This window comes from Collinsella sp. AM34-10, assembly GCF_003469185.1.
Lineage (GTDB): Bacteria > Actinomycetota > Coriobacteriia > Coriobacteriales > Coriobacteriaceae > Collinsella.
In genome coordinates, this window is sequence record NZ_QSIL01000005.1 from 14,201 (window position 1) to 31,643 (window position 17,443).

General features: G+C 61.3%; 12 protein-coding genes. 3 read left to right on the top strand and 9 right to left on the bottom strand.

From position 1 onward, the window contains the following. Positions 1 to 3 precede the first annotated feature (3 nt). Genes ispF through disA form a run of 3 tightly spaced genes read right to left on the bottom strand, consistent with a single transcriptional unit; the run spans position 4 to position 2,256 of the window. Positions 4 to 498 carry a 2-C-methyl-D-erythritol 2,4-cyclodiphosphate synthase gene (gene ispF / locus DW823_RS05800; protein WP_117773482.1) on the bottom strand — a complete coding sequence of 165 codons (495 nt, stop codon included), beginning with the start codon at positions 496 to 498 and terminating at the stop codon, positions 4 to 6. After that, positions 488 to 1,216 (bottom strand): 2-C-methyl-D-erythritol 4-phosphate cytidylyltransferase, encoded by a 729-nt coding sequence (gene ispD, locus DW823_RS05805; RefSeq protein ID WP_117773483.1) that lies wholly within the window; start codon positions 1,214 to 1,216, stop codon positions 488 to 490. Before ispD ends, ispF begins: the two co-directional genes overlap by 11 nt. Continuing rightward, the gene (disA, locus tag DW823_RS05810) at positions 1,216 to 2,256 is read right to left on the bottom strand and encodes a DNA integrity scanning diadenylate cyclase DisA (RefSeq protein WP_006234973.1); all 1,041 of its coding nucleotides are present in this window, start codon (positions 2,254 to 2,256) and stop codon (positions 1,216 to 1,218) included. The genes ispD and disA overlap by 1 nt, the downstream gene beginning before the upstream one ends. A 248-nt stretch (positions 2,257 to 2,504) precedes the next feature. Between disA and DW823_RS05815 the strand changes: the two genes are divergently transcribed. The 3 genes from DW823_RS05815 (at position 2,505) to DW823_RS05825 (ending at position 4,985) form a co-directional block, all read left to right on the top strand. After that, a complete protein-coding gene (locus DW823_RS05815; RefSeq protein ID WP_118081017.1) occupies positions 2,505 to 3,083 on the top strand; it encodes a manganese efflux pump MntP family protein in 579 nt (192 codons plus the stop codon). Between the two features lie 123 nt (positions 3,084 to 3,206). Beyond that, complete coding sequence (locus tag DW823_RS05820; protein ID WP_199574364.1) at positions 3,207 to 3,677, top strand: helix-turn-helix transcriptional regulator; 471 nt, start codon at positions 3,207 to 3,209, stop codon at positions 3,675 to 3,677. Positions 3,678 to 3,680: 3 nt separating this feature from the next. Continuing rightward, a complete protein-coding gene (locus tag DW823_RS05825) occupies positions 3,681 to 4,985 on the top strand; it encodes a type II toxin-antitoxin system HipA family toxin (RefSeq protein ID WP_118081019.1) in 1,305 nt (434 codons plus the stop codon). Between the two features lie 127 nt (positions 4,986 to 5,112). Here the strand turns inward: DW823_RS05825 and DW823_RS05830 are convergent, their stop codons facing one another. The 6 genes from DW823_RS05830 to DW823_RS05860 all read right to left on the bottom strand — a co-directional run bounded on the left by DW823_RS05830 (position 5,113) and on the right by DW823_RS05860 (position 17,443). Beyond that, positions 5,113 to 6,570 carry an aminoacyl-histidine dipeptidase gene (locus DW823_RS05830; protein ID WP_118081021.1) on the bottom strand — a complete coding sequence of 486 codons (1,458 nt, stop codon included), beginning with the start codon at positions 6,568 to 6,570 and terminating at the stop codon, positions 5,113 to 5,115. A 213-nt stretch (positions 6,571 to 6,783) separates the two neighbouring features. Further along, positions 6,784 to 9,426 (bottom strand): ATP-dependent Clp protease ATP-binding subunit, encoded by a 2,643-nt coding sequence (locus tag DW823_RS05835; RefSeq protein ID WP_118081023.1) that lies wholly within the window; start codon positions 9,424 to 9,426, stop codon positions 6,784 to 6,786. Positions 9,427 to 9,618: 192 nt separating this feature from the next. Then, complete coding sequence (locus tag DW823_RS05840) at positions 9,619 to 10,308, bottom strand: TetR/AcrR family transcriptional regulator (RefSeq protein WP_055285228.1); 690 nt, start codon at positions 10,306 to 10,308, stop codon at positions 9,619 to 9,621. After that, complete coding sequence (locus DW823_RS05845) at positions 10,292 to 14,731, bottom strand: acyl-CoA dehydratase activase (protein ID WP_118081025.1); 4,440 nt, start codon at positions 14,729 to 14,731, stop codon at positions 10,292 to 10,294. Before DW823_RS05845 ends, DW823_RS05840 begins: the two co-directional genes overlap by 17 nt. Positions 14,732 to 15,012: 281 nt before the next feature. Beyond that, on the bottom strand, positions 15,013 to 15,561 hold the full coding sequence (locus DW823_RS05850; protein WP_055285230.1) for a hypothetical protein: 549 nt from the start codon (positions 15,559 to 15,561) through the stop codon (positions 15,013 to 15,015). Positions 15,562 to 15,874: 313 nt separating this feature from the next. Beyond that, positions 15,875 to 17,443, bottom strand: coding sequence for a threonine/serine exporter ThrE family protein (locus DW823_RS05860; RefSeq protein ID WP_199574366.1), 1,569 nt, complete (start codon positions 17,441 to 17,443; stop codon positions 15,875 to 15,877).

Here is a 17,443-nt window from a genome sequence, read left to right on the forward strand (position 1 = left end):
TCGTTACTCCTTAACGGTTTTCTGTAGCAGGCAGACGGCCCAGGCACCGATTCCCTCGCCCTGGCCTTCCCAACCGAGCTTTTCGGTCGTAGTGGCGGCGACGCCCACGTTTTCGACGTCAACGCCCAGGGCATGGGCAAGGTTGGCGCGCATGGCATCGCGGTGCGGAGTGATCTTGGGTTGCTGACAGGCAATGGTGCAATCGGCATCGACAAACTCAAAGCCCAGCTCGCGCGCATAGTCCATCACGCGAGCGAGCAGCACCATCGAATCGGCACCCTCGTAGGCGGGATCGGTGTCGGGAAATAGCCTGCCGATGTCTCCCCCGCGGCAGGCGCCCAGAATGGCGTCGGCCAAGGCATGCGCGAGCACATCGGCATCCGAGTGGCCCAGCAGGCCGCGCTCGTAGGGAATGTCGACCCCGCCGATGATACATCGACGCCCCTCCACCAAACGGTGGACGTCGTAGCCGTGGCCAATGCGCAGGTTACTGAACATGGGGAAGGTCCTCTCCCTCGGCCATGCGGCCAAGCAGAATCGCGGTTACGGGACGCAGGTCCTCGGGCACCGTCACCTTAAGGTTATCGCGCGGGCTCTGGACACAGCGGACGCGGGCGCCCATGCGCTCGACCAGCGAAGAATCGTCGGTCCCGATAAAGCCCTCGGTGATAGCTGCGGTGTGGGCGCGCTTCATGGCGTCGACGCTAAAGATCTGCGGCGTCTGCGCGGCCCAGTAGAGCTCGCGCGGCGGCGTCTCGACGATATTGTCGCCGTCGACGATCTTGAGCGTGTCGATCGCGGGCTGGCCGCACACGACGCCGTCGAGCGAGCGGTCGCCCACAAGCACGTCGATCGCATGATCGATGGCCTCGGTCGTGATGAGCGGACGGGCGCCGTCGTGGATGGCGACATATTCGAAACCCGCCGGTACCGCATGCACGCCGGCACGGGTGGAGTCCTGGCGGGTATCGCCGGCATCGGCAAAACTGATGGGCGTGTCATAGTCAAACGGGTCGATGGCCAGGCGGCGCATCTCGGCACGGCGCTCGGCAGGGCACACCACCACGATGTGGCCGACCTTGTCGCTACGATCGAACGCGCGGATGGACCAGCTCATGAGCGGACGACCCGCCACGTTAACGAGCTGCTTGCCGCCGGGATTTCCAAAGCGCTGGCCGCTGCCGCCGGCAACGACCACGGCGCATACGGGCGCCATTATGCGTTCCCCTGTTTGGTGCCCTTCATGCGGTACAGCGAGTCCGCAAGAATGGCAGGGTTGTTGACGCCAAAGTCGCCCAGGCGCTCCGGATCCTCGCTGATGTCGTCCATGAGCTCCTGCAGCGAGCCATACTCGTCGACGATCTTCTCGGCCACGCCGTCACGCACGACGGACACGCGCGAAAGCGTGCGCAGGCCCAGCGGCGTCATGACGGAGTCCTCGTCCAGGTCGTCGTAACCCAGAACCGCCGCCACATGCTGTGGGTCGGACAGGTCCTTAGGCGTCATGCGAGCGAGCTCGGCGCGAATCTTCTCGGCATTAGCCTCGGAAGAATCACTTGCGTAGTCGCGAATCATCAGGTCATACTCGGTATCCATGCTGGAGCCGGCGAGCTGCTCGAGCTGCATCTGCACGAGCTTGCCCTGGTTGCCCAGCTTGACGATGCAATCCTTAAGCTCGGTCTTTGCCTGCTGCATGATCTCGAAGCTCGAGAAAATACCGGTAATGTCGGCGAGCGTAACGTAGTCGTCGAGCTCGAGGGCCGTCAGACGCAGCAGGGAGCGGTCGAGCGACTGACGGGTAGTCTGGAGCGTGGCGACGAGCTGATTGACCGAGCTCATGATGGTGGTGACGGGCTGGATCTCGTAGCTCTTGCCGTGAACGTACACGTTGACGACGGCACGACGGGCCGAAACCGAGATCACGATGGCGTCGGTGAGCACCGACATGCGAGCGGCAGTACGGTGACGCATGCCCGTCTCGCTCGTGGCAAGCGAGGGATCGGGATTGAGGTGGAAGTTGGCGCGCAGGATCTGGGTGAGGTCGCCGTCGATAACGATGGCGCCGTCCATCTTGGAGAGCTCGAACAGACGGTTCGAGGTGAACGAAATGTTGAGCGGGAAGCCGTCGTTACCGGCAGCGAGCACGTTTTCGGTGTCGCCGACGCAGATAAGGGCGCCCAGGTGACCGGCGATGATCATGTCGAGGGCGGTACGGATCGGCTGACCAGGTGCCGTCAGGCGGATGGCCTGTTCCATACGCTTTTGCAGCTCGTTCTTATCCAAGGCATCGCTCCCATCGTATACGCTCCATAAACGCTAAATAGTTTCTCACGGTTTGTCCCCGCAGCAGCCACGAAATCCGATGCTTACAGAATGAGCGAACACCGCTTAGGTAGCTCATTTGGGACGGGGCTCCTTTGACTGCTCATGTGGTAGCATCGGGTCTCATATAAATGAGGGAGTAGTCGCGTAATCGGGCTCGCCCGCAGAGAGGGAGCCAGACTATGGGACTCGCAGAGCTCGTGTTGCTCGCCGTTGGCCTTTCGATGGACGCTTTTGCTGTTTCCATCTGCAAGGGTCTCGGCATGAAGAAGATCAACCTTAAAGTCGCCGTGGTGCTCGGTCTGTTCTTTGGCGGCTTTCAGGCCGGCATGCCCGTAATCGGATGGGCGCTCGGCAGTCAATTCATGGACATCATCGGACCCATCGACCATTGGATCGCCTTTATCCTATTGGCCTTTATCGGCGGCAAAATGCTGTGGGAAGCCTTTACCGAAGACGAGGATGAGGGCGACGGCAAGGATGCTGAAAAAATTGACCTGGCAGAATATCTGATTCTTGCCATTGCCACCTCGATTGACGCCCTAGCCGTAGGTATCTCGTTTGCGGCGCTCTCGGTTGACATCGTTCCCGCTGTATCGCTTATCGGCGTCACAACGTTTATCTTCTCCGTCGCCGGCGTAGCGATCGGCCATACCTTTGGCGCGCGTTACGAAAAACCCGCCACCATCGTGGGTGGCGTCGTACTCGTCCTCATCGGGCTTAAGATCTTACTTGAGCATCTGGGGATCCTCACGATATAAAAAACGCCTCTCATAAGCCAACGTCAATGTAGGGGTCTCATGCAGAGTTTTGCATAATGCCTATTCGTGCAGACTTTTGCATGTCATACTAATATGCAAAAGTCTGCACGTTAGGAGATCGCCGTGGATACCCTTCCCATCACCACACCGCGCCAAGCTGGCATCTACGTGCGCCAGGCACGCGAGGCACAGGGAATCACCCGTGCGGCGCTCGCTAAAAAAGCCGGTGTTTCGGAGCGCCTGCTCGCATCGCTCGAGCTAGGAGATGCCACCGGCATTCGACTCGACAAGCTATTGGCAATCTTCAATGCTCTCGGACTGGCGCTCGCCGCTCAAGGGGATATAGGCGAAACGAAAAATGAGCAATCAGCCAACGTTCCGCGTGCCGATTTGCAACCTCACAGTACCCCCAGACGCCATCGCGCTCAACGTCCCTCTCATAGCTACCGTTGCTGCGCCGCCATTCCGGTTCTTGCAGACGCCCCCTTTACGTCTGAACTCTACGACAAAGCCTTCGCAGATTTCGCCATGTCCAATCTCGGAGTCTCGATTGCCGCAAACGCATCTGTCCAACCAAAGCCTGACGGGAAATAGCCAATGGCCAGAACATCACTTCGGACCATTATTTGCGGCGTACCTGCGGGAACGCTCACGCAAGATGAGAACGGTCTTATCAGCTTTACCTACGATCATGACTATGACGGGCCAGCCCTATCGACCAACATACCCGTATCGAATCGCACATACGGACAACAGGTCATGAATCCGTACCTGTTTGGCCTTCTACCCGACAGCGAGGATCAGCGAAAAGCGATTGCTGCCGAATTCGACGTTAGACCCAACAATGCCGTTGCGCTACTCAGCCATATCGGACTTGACTGTCCGGGTGGAGTGCAGTTTTGTGCCGAAGAAGACGTCAACGCCGTCCTGCATCGCACCAGCGAATACCGCCCTATAGGCGATCACGAGATTGCGCTGCGTCTCAAGTCGATCAGAGATGACCGCGATGCATCGTGGATGGGTCTAGATGAAAGTTGGTCACTTGGAGGCAACCAGGGCAAGTTCGCACTCGCACTCATAGACGGTCGCTGGTGCGAATGTGTGGGCTCCTCGCCCACGACGCATATTTTCAAAAATGGCGTTATCGGATTTAAACTCGAGGCTCTCAATGAGTTTGTCTGCATGAAAAGCGCCCAGCGCGCCGGTATCGCAACGGCAAACGTCGAATATCGTATGTTTGAGGACGAACCTGCCCTCATTGTTGAGCGCTATGACCGCATGAAAGTCGAAGACGGAACGATCAGGCGTCTACATCAAGAAGACCTCTGCCAGGCACTTGGGGTGATGCCCGCCCAAAAGTACACGGCAGACGGCGGCCCGACCACCCGCGACATTCAAGAGCTCCTCATAAATACGAGCCACCATCAACTTAACCTGTATCTGTTTACGCAAATACTGTTCTTCAACGCCATTATCGGCGCACCGGATGCGCATGCGAAAAACTATTCCCTGCTCCTTGGAAACGACGGCGCAGCCATGATGGCTCGAATGTACGATGTCGCATCGGGTTTGGCATATGAGCGCATGCGCCGCCGAGCGCGCCTTGCCATGAGCGTTGGCGGCGAAAACCGTGTGGGACGCATCGGTCCAGGCGCTATCCGCCGATACCACGGTATGGGCGACCCCGCGCTGGAGGCGGCGCTTACCGATGCCGGGCTATCCGAGAAGTTTTGCTTTGCGGCCATGATGGACCTCGCCTACGAGGTACCCATTTGCATGGAAGAGGTCATGGACGAATATGCCGACCTGCCCGGCATGGCGGACCTGCGCGAGCATATGCTCGGCCCCGTCCGCGAAAACTGCCAGCGCACCATCGACCTCATCAAGGCGGATATGGGCTAGACGCCAATCAATTTCCCATTTCTTAAAAGAAGAGAGGGGGCACCCGTCGCAAAAGCTCAGATGCCCCCTCTCATAATGTCATTTGCAATCCGCTAGCACGTGGCTCGGACTGCTGCTAGCGCAACCTTTACGCAGCGAGGCGCTTGAGGACGTCGATGAGCAGCTCGTAGAAGCGCTCGGCAGAAGCGAGCTCCATGCTCTCGTCCGGGGTGTGGACATCGGAGAGCGTCGGGCCCACGGCGATGGCGTCCAGGCCGTGCAGGGCCTCGGCAAACAGGCCGCACTCAAGGCCGGCGTGAATGGACTCGATGCGCAGCTCGGAGCCAAAGAGCTCGCGATAGCTCTCGACAAAGATGTCGCGGACCGGCGAATGCTCGGCATAGCTCCAGCCGGGATACTCGAACTCGAACTTGGCGTCGAAGCCCAGGACATCGGCCAGCGTCTGCAGGCGGTCCTTGAACTCGTTCTGCAGCGAGGTAATCGAGGAGCGCGGGGACAGCATGATCTTGACCTCGTCGTCAGAAGTGGCAACCACACCGATGTTGGAGGAAACCTCGACGGAGCCGTCGGTGGCGACGTTGCGGCGAATCACGCCGTTAGGGGCAAGACGCAGGGCGCGGATGAGGGCAAGCGCAGACTTCTGGTCCATGGCCTCGACCTCGGTGTCGTCGGCAATCTCGACGGTGCAGGTAAAGCCGGGGTCAAAGACCTCGAGCTCGGCAGTGACGTCGGCAATGATGCCCTTTGCGATCTGGGCCGCGGCCTCGGCGGCAGCGTGATCAGTGTAGACCAGCTCGGCCTTGCACTCACGGTTGATGGCGTTGTCCTTAGTGCCGCCGTTAAAGCTGACGATGGCGGGCTCGCCGGCGACCATCAGGCGGTCGATGATGCGGGCCATGATGAGGTTGCCGTTGCCGCGCTCCAGGTGGATGTCGGCGCCGGAGTGACCACCCAGCAGGCCGGAGATCTCGAGCGTAAGGGTGCTGCCGGTCTTGTGCTCGCGCACGATCGGGCAGGTGTAGGTAACGACGACACCGCCGGCGCAGCTGACGGTGGCCACGCCCTCCTCCTCGGAATCGAGGTTGATCATGGTGCGGGCGCTAATCTGGGACTTGTCGAGCGTCTCGGCGCCAACCAGGCCAGTCTCCTCGTCGGTGGTGAACACGCACTCGAGGGCCGGATGAGCAATCGAATCGTCGTTGAGCACGGTGAGCATCAGAGCGACAGCAATGCCGTTGTCGGCGCCCAGGGTGGTGCCGTTAGCGGTGAGGACGCCGTCCTTGACGACCAGGTCGATACCATCGGTCGTAAAGTCGTGCTCAACGGAGCCAAGCTTGTCGCACACCATGTCGATGTGGCCCTGCAGCATCACGGTCGGGGCATTCTCGGCGCCGGCAGATGCGGGCTTACGAATGATGACGTTGTAGACCTCGTCCTGATACACGTCGAGGCCGCGCTCCTTGGCAAACGCAACCAAGAAATCGCTGATGCCCTTCTCGTTGCCAGACCCACGGGGGATTGCGCTGATCTCCTCAAAGAAATGGAACAGCTGGGCGGGCTCGTAGCCAGTAATCTTGTAGTCCATGGTGCCTCCTTGGCGCAACTGGTTAGACAATAAGACATGCGCCTTGTATATTCCCAGACTTCGTTTGCATAAACCACTCGAAAACGCCGAGCGCCCTCGCATCATCGGCTAACGGTGGACCGCATAGCGTAACGGTCACAACTTCACAGCTCTACAAATCGAGGCGCCCTTGCCGGAACGCCTCGATTGCACAGATCAAATTGTCGCCACACCCTACAGCGCGCCGGAACCGGCTTGCATCATGCCGCCGGGGCCCGAGGTCACGCCGCCGCTCACGGGCGCGGCGTTGCCGGTGTGCGGTGCCGCCGGGGCGGTATCGCCACCGAGCGTGCCCGCCGGACGCGGTGCCGGGATCTCGCCCGTGCCGTGGCTAAAGACAAACTTGCCATCGGCCACGTCGCACAGGACGGTATCGCCCTCGCCCCACTCGCCGGCCAGAAGCTCCTCGGACAGCGGGTCCTCGATGAGCTTTTGGATGGCACGGCGCAGCGGACGCGCACCGTTGGTGAGGTCGGTGCCCTCGGCCACGATCTTGTCATAGGCCGCATCGGTGAGCTTGATGTTCATGCCGTTGGCAATCAAACGCTGACGCAGGTCGTCCACCAGCAGGTGCGCGATCTTGGTGAGATTCTCGCCCGAGAGCTTCTGGAACACCACGATGTCATCGATACGGTTGAGCAGCTCGGGGCGGAACAGGCGCTTGAGCTCGCCCATCGCGCGACCACGGATCTCACTCGACGTGAGACCCTGCTCGCCGGTGGTGCCAAAGCCCACGCTCGCATCCTGCGCAATCTCGCGGGCGCCCACGTTGGACGTCATGATGATCACGGTGTTGCGGAAGTCTACCGTCTTGCCCTGGCTATCGGTCAGGCGGCCCTCCTCCAGCACCTGCAGCAAGATGTTGAAGATATCGGGGTGCGCCTTCTCGATCTCGTCGAACAGCACGACCGAGTACGGGTGACGACGAACGGCCTTGGTGAGCTGGCCGCCCTCGTCGTGACCGACGTAACCCGGAGGGCTACCGATGAGCTTGGAGACCTCGAACTCGCTACCGAACTCGGACATGTCGAAGCTGATGAGCGCATCCTTGCTGCCAAAGAGGTACTCGGCGAGCGTCTTGGCGAGCTCGGTCTTGCCCGTGCCGGTGGGACCCAGGAAGATAAAGCTGCCGCCGGGGCGACGCGGATCCTTGAGCGGCGAGCGGCTGCGGCGTACGGCCTTGGCAACTGCCTCGACAGCCTCGTCCTGACCGATGATGCGCGTCTTGAGCACGCTTTCGGCCTGCAGCAGGCGACGGCTCTCGCTCTCGGTAAGCGAGGACACCGGTACGCCCGAAGTCACGGACACGATATCGGCGATCTGACTCACATCGATGGTGAGCGGGCTGGCGTCGAGCTCGGCGGTCCAGGCGGCCTTGGCCTCGGCGAGCTCAATCTCGGCGGCCTTCTGCCGCTCGGTAATCTCGGCGGCCTTGTTCATGTCGTCGCTCTCGGTGGCCTCCTGCGCGGCGGCCTTGAGCTCCTCTATGCGATGCTCGGCCTCGCGCACCGGCTCGGGCGCGCGATTCGCGGCGATGCGAGCGCGGGCACCGGCCTCGTCAATGAGGTCGATGGCCTTATCGGGCAGGAAGCGATCCTGGATGTAGCGGTTGGAAAGGTTCGCGGCGGCCTCGATAGCACCCTGCGTATAGCGCACATGGTGGTGCTCCTCGTAGCGCGGCTTGAGCGCGGTCAGGATCTTGACCGTGTCCTCGACGCTCGGCTCCTCGACATCGATGGTCTGGAAGCGACGCTCGAAGGCCGGGTCCTTGGTGAGGTACTTGCGGAATTCCTCGGCCGTGGTGGCGCCGATAATCTGGAAGGCACCGCGCGCGAGCACGGGCTTGAGCATAGAGCTCGCGTCGATGGAGCCCTCAGCAGAACCGGCACCGATGATGGTGTGCATCTCGTCGATAAACAGGATGACGTCGTCGGCTTCGGTGGCCTCCTGGATCACGTTCTTGAGGCGCTCCTCAAACTCGCCGCGATACTTGGCACCCGCCACGAGGCCCGGCAGGTCGAGCGTCCAGATATTCTGGTTCATGAGGTTCTCGGGCACGTTGCCGGCTGCAATCTGCTGAGCCAGGCCCTCGACGATGGCCGTCTTGCCCACGCCGGGGTCGCCCAGAATGAGCGGGTTGTTCTTGGTGCGGCGCGAAAGAATTTCCATCATACGCTGGACTTCCTTTTCGCGACCAATTACAGGGTCGAGCTCGCCGTCGCGCGCCTTCTGCGTGAGGTTGGTCGCGAACTGCTTAAGCGTATCGGTGCCACTCCCCTTTTGCTGAGAGGCATCCGAGCCGCTAAAGAACGGCAGGCCCGCACCGGGACGCCCGGCACCGGCGCCGGCGAGCGGACGCTTCTTGTCCTGGTCCTTGGCAGTGAGTTTCTCGATAGCCTTTTTGATAGAGGCGGACGACACACCCAGGCGCATGAGGATGTCCATGGCCATGCCGTTGCCCTCTTCGACGATGCCGATCAGCAAGTGCTCGGTCGACACGTAGGTCTGGTTATTCTCACGCGCCACGCGGAATGAACGCTCCATAACGCTAATGACGAGCGGCGTAAAGGCGAGCTTAGCCGCCTCGGTCTCCTCACTGGGCTCGGGAACCGTGGTCTGGACCTCCTTGAGGGTGTCCATGATGTCGTCGTAGGAGATATCAAGCGAGCGCAGTGCCTCGGCGGCAATGCCCTCGTCCTCCTTGGCAAGCGCGAGCAGCAGGTGCTCGGTGCCCACCTTATTTGAATGAAGATCGAGCGCCTCCTGTTTGGCCATCGACATGACCTTGCGCGCTCGATCGGTAAATCTATCTAACATGCTCGTTTCCTTACATGAGTTCATCGAAATCAAAACGCCCGCCCGTCGGCGGCGCTTTTGTCTCTTTACCCACAGGTTGTCTATGTTAACAGCTGGAGGAATATCTATAAACCCGGCTCACATGAATGCAGGTTATGACCGCATCGCGGGACTCACCGCGCGATGCGCGACAGGCGCCCCGCAAGAGAAACCCTAGGCGTCTTTCACCACGTCGGGACTCGTCGCACGCGATGCGCGATAGGCATCGGCCTCCTTGGAGACGCGTTCGAGCAGCTCGGATGTATCGACGCCCTCGACTTGCGCGACCGTTTCCACCGTCTGCATGGCGACCGCCCTCAGGTACGCGCACGCGCTGTCCCCCAGCTGCTCGAGGTCTATCTCCTCGCCGCCCTCCCGGGCAAAGCCGACCGCCATCACAAAGTCCATGATGCCCGAGACCAGAAAGCCCACCGCAAAGCTCGAATCCGCCTTGAGCTCTTCTCCGTCGGGGTGGACGATCTCTCTCACGCGGTCGATGATGATCGTATGGATGCCCTGCACGACCTGCTCGGCGGCACCCGCCCTCATGGTGATGACGATGCGCCGCAGCAGGCAGCGGACGTCGCGCCGGTCGAACGCCGAAAGGTCGCCCTCGCTCGAAAAATGCCAGAGGGCATCGGTGATGAGCTCGTTATCCTGCAGCAGTTGGGCTATGGCGATGGCGACGAGTTCATCGAAATCGTGAAAATAGTAGTAAAACGTTCCGCGATTGCACCGGGCGGCGCGGGTCACCTCGCCAACCGACAGCTCGAAGATGCTGTTGTTCTCGATGAGCTCCCAAAACGCCTCGATGATACGGGTGCGTGCATCGGGCGCATCGGCGTCCTTACGCGGTCTCGCCATGCGCCTCACCGCACCCCTGCGCCTTGGCGTTCATGATGAGCATCTGAAGACGGTTCTCCACGTTGGCGAAGCTCACGTCGGGATCGTAGTCGAGCGGCAGGAACTGCGCCGTGGGATACTGCTCCTTGAGCGCATGGATGAGCCCGCGCCCCACGACATGGTTGGGCAGACACCCGAACGGCTGCAGGATCACGAAGTTGCGGCAGCCGCGCTTGGCGTGCTCGAGGATCTCCGCCGGAATCAGCACGCCCTCGCCCGCATCGAACGTATGGTGCAGGATCTTATCGCTCGCGCGCACGAGCTCGGGCATGCGCGTCGGCGGCTCGTAGAGCGGGCTCGCCGCGCCCAGGCGGTCGCAACGGTCGTGCGCGAGCTCGAACAGGTTGTCCGCCGTGGCGTACCAGGCCTTTTCGGGCAGCGACAGGTCGACGTGGAACTCGCGCGACTGCGCATGCTTGTAGAAATAGGTCTTGCGGATCACGTCGGTCATGCGCGCCTCGATGACCTCGAGCCCGTTGTCCTCGAGGTAGCGCTCGATCTCGTGGTTGGCGCCGAGATGGAAATTGAGCAGGTACTCGCCCACGATGAGAACGGTCGGATGCGGGTTCGAGCGGTCGTACGGAACGGCGTCCATGATCGCAAGCGCGCGTTTGAAGCCCGTCGCCTGGCCTCTCAGCCCGGAGCGCTCCATGCCCTCGATAACCTCATCGAGCGCGCGGTCGAACGCAGCGTCCGCCGCGCCCTTCTCGAGCTCGTAGGGACGGATGCGCCTAAGCATGGCCTCGAGGGTATCGATCATGGGAAGACCGTAGGCGATCTGGATGCTCGGGCCAAGGCCGAGCTTGAAGCCCGGATGCGCATTGTGGGCATCGACGTCGTCGTTGGTGAGCACCGGGACATAGTCGTATCCCGCGTCGTCGAGCGCGCGGCGCAGCAGGGGCATGTAGTGCGTCAGGCGGCAGTCGCCGATATACTTGCCAGTCACCACGGCGACGTCGTGCGGGTCGTACTTACCGCTCTCGAGTGCCGCGAGCGCCTCGCCGATCACGATTTGCGCGGGGAAGCAGATGTCGTTGTGCACATAGCGTTTGCCCAGGCGGATGGCATCCTCGCGCCCGATATCAAGGGCCTCGGCGCGCACGCCCTGATTGCGCATCGCCGCGGTCATGAGCCTGCAGAACGCATGGGAGGTGTTGGGGACCAGCGCGATCTTGTCGTGCCGGTCGCGCTTGGTGTACTTGACCTTATACGGGTCGTCGAGCGGATGGACCGCGTGCACCCGGGCGCCCTCGGCACGCTCCTCCGCGCGACGACGGTTGACCGACTCGATAAACGAACGCACGCGAATGCCCATGGGACCGGCGACGTCGCTCTCATCGAGCTTGATCATCATCGGAACCTTGGAGCCCATCTCGCCCATCATGCGCGCGATCTCATCGGTGAGATACGCATCGTGGCCGCAGCCGAAGCTGCCCATCTGCACGAGCTCGAGCTCGGGCGTCGATGCGACGATGACCGCGCACGACAGCATGCGCGCATGGTAGTTGTTCACGATGTCGATGCGGCTGTTGGAAAGATCGACGTTGCAGACCCCCGGCACCGCATCGGGCGTCAGGACGGGGATGCCGCGCTCAGAGAAGAGCTTGGGCAGCCCGTGGTTGACCAGCGGGTCGTTGTGGTACGGGCGCGAAGCGATCACCACCGCGTAGCCGCCGTCCTCGCGCACGTTCTCGAGCACCTGCCTGCCGCGCAGCTGCAGCTGGTTCTCAAACGTCTGCTGCGCGCGGTCCGCCTGCTCGGTCGCCTTGGCAACCAGGTCGGCATCGATATCGAAGGTCTCCTTGCACCACGCCTTGAGCTGGCGGTTTCGGTCGCCCTCGTCGTACCAGTGGAACAGCGGCGTATCGAACGGAACGCCGAAACGCTCCTCCGGGTTATCGGAATTGCGCATCACGTAGGGGTATCCCTTTACGACGGCGCACATCCACTCGCTGGTAGAGGCGGTGTTTTCGGTGGGCACCGTCGTGATGATGGGCATGAAGATACGGTCGACGCCGGCGTCGACGAGATTGCGGATGTGCCCGTGGACGAGCTTGGCCGGGAAGCACACGGTGTCGGATGTGACGTGCGCCAGACCGCGCTCGTACATCGCCTTGGTGCTGCGTCCCGAGACGCGCACCTTAAAGCCGAGCGTGCTGAAGAACGTCGACCAGAACGGCATGGTGTCCCAGAACTCGAGCACACGGGGAATGCCGATCGTGACATCGCGCCCCCCGCAGACGGGAACCGTGGGGCACGACTCGAACAGCAGCTTCTCGCGGTCGACAAAGAGATTGGGGGCAGCCGCGGTCCGGTCGCGCCCCGTGCCGGGTGCCTGTGCCTCGCAAGCACCCTGCGGACGCAGCTCCTCCGCCGCGGGAACCTCGCGCACGAGCTCATCCCATGAGATGGCGCCGCCGCGCGGGCAGCGATTGCCCGTGACGTAAAGCGAGCCGTCGCCAAATGCCACGACCGCGCGCTGGCAGCGGTTGTTGCACCGACGGCAGGTAACGCCGCCGAACTCGCGATGCTCGAAGCGCTCCACGGCATCGAGCCCGATAAACGACGTGCCGGCGTCGCCCTTGCGGCATTCCTCGCGCGCGAGCAGGGCGATACCGATAGCGCCCATCAGCCCCGGGTGGGGCGCACGCGTGACGGGTTTGCCCAGATACTGCTCGAATGCGCGCAGCACCGCGTCGTTTCGGAACGTGCCGCCCTGAACGACGACTTTGTCGCCCAGACGGTTGAGATTTGAAACGCGAATGACCTTGGTGAACACGTTCTCGATAATCGAACGGCAGAGACCGGCCATGATGTCGCCCGGACCCTTACCGCGCCGCTGCTCGGAAACGACGCTGCTGTTCATGAACACCGTGCAGCGGCTGCCGAGAACGGCGGGGGCTTTGGACGAAAATGCCTCGGTCGCGATATCCTCAACGGCTATTCCGAGGTTTTTGGCAAAACCCTCGAGGAACGAGCCGCAGCCCGCAGAGCACGCCTCGTTGACGACGATATCGGTCAGCACGCCGTGGTTGAGCCAGATGGCCTTCATATCCTGTCCGCCGATGTCGAGCACGAAGGTCGCATCGGGAACGCATGCGCACGCGGCGCGGGCGTGCGCGACCGTCTCGACCGTATGGTAGTCGGCGTGGAACGCGCGCGCGAAAAGCTCCTCGCCGTATCCCGTGGTGCCCACGGCATCGATCGCAAGCGTGACTCCCGCTGTCTCCCAGCGGTTCTTCAAGCTGACAAGACCCTGTTGGGCGACGTCGAGCGGTCTGCCGTTATTAGACGCGTAGAACGAATCGACAAGCTCACCCGCCTCATCGACCAGGGCGAACTTGGTCGTCGTGCTCCCCGAATCGATACCGAGCGCCACACGCACCGTCTCTCCGGGCGCATACGTATCCGGACCCTTTGCCGGCGTCTCTTTGCCATGGCGTGCCGTAAAATCCGCCTGCTCGGCAGGTGTGGCAAAAAAGGGCTGGGCAAGACGTCCCTCCCCGCTTGCGGGCGCGACCGTCTCGAGCTTATCCAGCCGGACAAAAGCGTCGGGAAGGTCGATCGGTTGGGACGATGCGAACATGTCGGTCAGCGACAGGGCGGCACCGCGCGCGACCATGATCTGCGGATCGCGCGGGACGATAACCTGATCGTCCGATAGATTCAGTTGCTCCCGGAACACGCGGACCAGCGTGGGGTTGTAGGCGAGCGTACCGCCCTCGAAGATTACCGGCGGCTCGATGTCGATACCCTGGGCCAGACCGCCGATCGTTTGGCGGGCGACCGCGTGAAGCGCCGAAAGCGCCAGGTCGGTGGTAGGAATGCCCTCGTTGAGCAGCGGCTGGATATCGGTCTTTGCGTACACGCCGCAGCGGCCCGAGACCTCGTGGACGGTCGTTCCCCGGCTTGCGAGCTGCTCGAACTCGCCCGATTCGGTGCCGACCCCCATGAGCTTTGCCATCTCGTCGATAAATGCACCGGTACCGCCTGCGCACGAACCGTTCATGCGCATGTCGGCAACCTCGATGTCTCCCTTATCGTTGGTGCGGAAGAAGATCATCTTGGCGTCTTGGCCGCCCAGCTCGATGGCGCAGCGCGTCTGCGGATAGAACCTGCTGATCGCGAGCGCGTTGGCGACCACCTCCTGAACGTACGAGGCGCCCAGCGCGGTCGCGATATCGCGCGCACCCGAGCCGGTCACCGCAACGCGCAGCGACTCATGGGGAAAGCGCTCGGCGAGCTCGCCGAGCATGGCGCGCACGCTCGCTGTCTGACACGCCCCGTGGCGGCGATATCCCCACCACGCCTCGGTCATATCCTCGTGCATCGCGTAAACTTTGGTCGTCGTCGACCCTACGTCCAGTCCTACTAGCAACGCCATAATGCTCCGTCTCTCGCATTTTTCCTGCTAGAGATATACCACTCTACGTAATACAACAGACTGTTGTATTTAAACTCCGTATAAAAAGCGGCTGCCGAAACGCTTCAGCAGCCGCCGAATGCACCAACAGATTCTTCTGCGCGCTAGCACGTCGGGCAACGGAGCAGCACGGGCCCTCCGGTCATGCGCACCGCTCACGCCCGCGATGTCGCCGAGAGAGCTATCCACGCTTAGGGCTCCAACCAAGCAAGTCGCCCGCGCTCAGCAGATCCCTAAGCGAGCTACTCGCACTCAGGAGCCATAGCCTGCTCCAAGAGCTCGGCATGCTCCTCCTCGAAAACCGTCCCCACAGGGAAGGCGCGACGGAAGACGAAGTGGGAAATCGGACCGGCTACCAAAAGGTTCCACGGCAGCGCCATCACAAAATTATGCGGGATGTTGATCATCCAGATCGCAGGCACGGAATACAGGTTCGCAAGGATGCCGCCGGGCATGTGCGTCAGACCCTCGCAGGCACCGTACAGCGACATGATGATGACCATGGGAACGACCATGCAGGAGCTGACGGCGAGCGTCATGGCAAGTGGCGAGCTCTTGCCCGGCGTGACCAAGTACTTAAAGGCGAAACCCTTGGCGAGCGGGCTGGCGACGAACCAGTCGCAGCACATGGCAAAAATGTAGGCAACGGGGAAGCCGAGCCACGCAGCGGCAACGACCTCGCCGTTGATGGCCCCGTGCTGCAGGGCAACGTTGTAGATGCTCATCCAGAGCACCATGCAAAAGCACATGATAAAGGTGAACAGCAGGCTCTCTCGTTTGTTGATAGGCATAAAGGGCAGATTCCTCTCTGTGTTGTACCGCGGCGCCACGCAACAAAAACGGGCGGGCAAGATGGAGCTGTTGGAACTTCATCTCGCCCGCCCGTGGTACGCGCGTCTGCGACTACTTATGTGGTGGAACCAGCCTAGCACGAAACGCATGCGCTTCGTAAGCGTTGAGTTTATGAAGATGCAGGGCACCGATAATCCCCCGACCCCATAAGTTGCGGTGGAATACGGACTGTTTTGACCCTTTAAGCAGCAATTCAGTCCCTATTTCACCGCAACTCTTTTGGTGCAAAGTAACCTGTCCCCCTTGTACCAATTAGCTGGTGTGGCGCCAGCGAGGGTCGGTGAGAGTTCTCGCCACACCCAGCCCAACGGGCAGAAACGCTACGATGAGCACTGCGCGCACAAACCAGCCGAGCATATTGACTGTGTCGAAGGTGCACATGTAATACATAGAGCGATAGAGATACAGACCGGGCACCATAATGACAATCGAAGGCACCGTGAGGGCGATGCGCGGGTAGGTGAGCTTGACTTCAGCCAAGCTTGCGAGCAGCCCCGATACCAGCGCGCCGATAAACGCTGCTGCCTCGGGAGGCATTCCCGTGCTGAGGCCCAGGAAGGGAATCATCGTCGGCGCATCGACAAGGGTCAGACGCAGGGTATTGGACACGGCACCGATCAACCCAGCTGCCGCGGCCATCTTTACCGGGCTGTTGAACATCACCGAGAAGCCGAATACGCCAACGAAGCTCATCACCACGCGCAGGAGCGTAAGGGCAAGCGGCGAAAGGCCCAGTGGGGCAAAGTCGTCCGGCGCTAGGCCAACACACTCGGCAACCATCCAACCTACGAGGGTCGCCATCACAATAATCGATACGGCATATGAAAGGCGCTCGATACCGCTTCGCATGTCGAGCTTAGCGATGTCGAGGCCTGCCGTAATGAGCGGAAAGCCGGGAATCACAAAGAGCATGGCGCCGATATAGCCTTCTTGGTGCGACATTGCCCCCGGTATGACCTGGCCAAGGCCGAGCAATGCCAGCAGATACGAAACGCAAGCGAGCGCAACGCCGGTCGTCAGCGCGCTGAACTGACCAAGGCCCTGCTTGAGAATATGGGAGCGAGCAAAATTGCCGACACCAGCGCCTACGAACGCGCAGGCCATCTCGATAGGGCCGCCGCCGAGCAAAAAGACGAAGGCGCCACAAGCACAGGCCGCCGCAAGGCCCTGTTGCCAGGGAGCGTAATCGGGCTTTGAGCTCTCAACGGTCTTGAGCATCTCGTGGTATTCGTGCACGGTAAACCGGCGCCCGTAAATCTCGATTTCCTTTAAGAAGCTCTCCATCATCCAGATGCGATGGGTATTGACTCCCGTTGTGGGCAGGCTGACAACCTCGTTAAAGCAGTGGCCATCTTCGATGCAGGTGCACTCAAACGACAGGAGACTCAGGTCGACGTGAATCGTGACGCCGAGCACGTCAGCAACACGATTCATGGTATCGCGCACGCGCCAGGCACCCGTTCCGCTCGCGAGCATAAGCATACCGGTGCGGCAGATGATGGATGATTTATCGGTGAGCGGCGCATCGACGGCAAGTTCATCGCCTGCCGTCACGATCTGGTGCCAGTCAGTTTTCATATGGAGCGCGCCGGCACGGACACCGTGGTGCATGGGGGCTCTCGAAAGCAGCGAGTCAAGGCGCGAAGACTGTGGGGGCTCCGCCGATTCGCCCTCGTCCTCGTCGGGCTCTTCATCGATCAGATCAAAGGAATCAAGCGGCGCTGGCTCGCGACGGTCGATCAGCTCCTCGTCCTCATCATCAAAGTAATTGAACTGATCGAGCATGTCCTCTTCGATAGCACGCTCGCTCGCATCGTCCAT

Bases quoted from the DNA above. Each gene is read 5' to 3' on its own strand.
- ispF (WP_117773482.1), bottom strand. From the start codon at position 498: ATGTTCAGTAACCTGCGCATTGGCCACGGCTACGACGTCCACCGTTTG.
- ispD (WP_117773483.1), bottom strand. From the start codon at position 1,216: ATGGCGCCCGTATGCGCCGTGGTCGTTGCCGGCGGCAGCGGCCAGCGC.
- disA (WP_006234973.1), bottom strand. From the start codon at position 2,256: ATGGAACAGGCCATCCGCCTGACGGCACCTGGTCAGCCGATCCGTACC.
- DW823_RS05815 (WP_118081017.1), top strand. From the start codon at position 2,505: ATGGGACTCGCAGAGCTCGTGTTGCTCGCCGTTGGCCTTTCGATGGAC.
- DW823_RS05825 (WP_118081019.1), top strand. From the start codon at position 3,681: ATGGCCAGAACATCACTTCGGACCATTATTTGCGGCGTACCTGCGGGA.
- DW823_RS05830 (WP_118081021.1), bottom strand. From the start codon at position 6,570: ATGGACTACAAGATTACTGGCTACGAGCCCGCCCAGCTGTTCCATTTC.
- DW823_RS05835 (WP_118081023.1), bottom strand. From the start codon at position 9,426: ATGTTAGATAGATTTACCGATCGAGCGCGCAAGGTCATGTCGATGGCC.
- DW823_RS05840 (WP_055285228.1), bottom strand. From the start codon at position 10,308: ATGGCGAGACCGCGTAAGGACGCCGATGCGCCCGATGCACGCACCCGT.
- DW823_RS05845 (WP_118081025.1), bottom strand. From the start codon at position 14,731: ATGGCGTTGCTAGTAGGACTGGACGTAGGGTCGACGACGACCAAAGTT.
- DW823_RS05850 (WP_055285230.1), bottom strand. From the start codon at position 15,561: ATGCCTATCAACAAACGAGAGAGCCTGCTGTTCACCTTTATCATGTGC.
- DW823_RS05860 (WP_199574366.1), bottom strand. From the start codon at position 17,443: ATGGACGATGCGAGCGAGCGTGCTATCGAAGAGGACATGCTCGATCAG.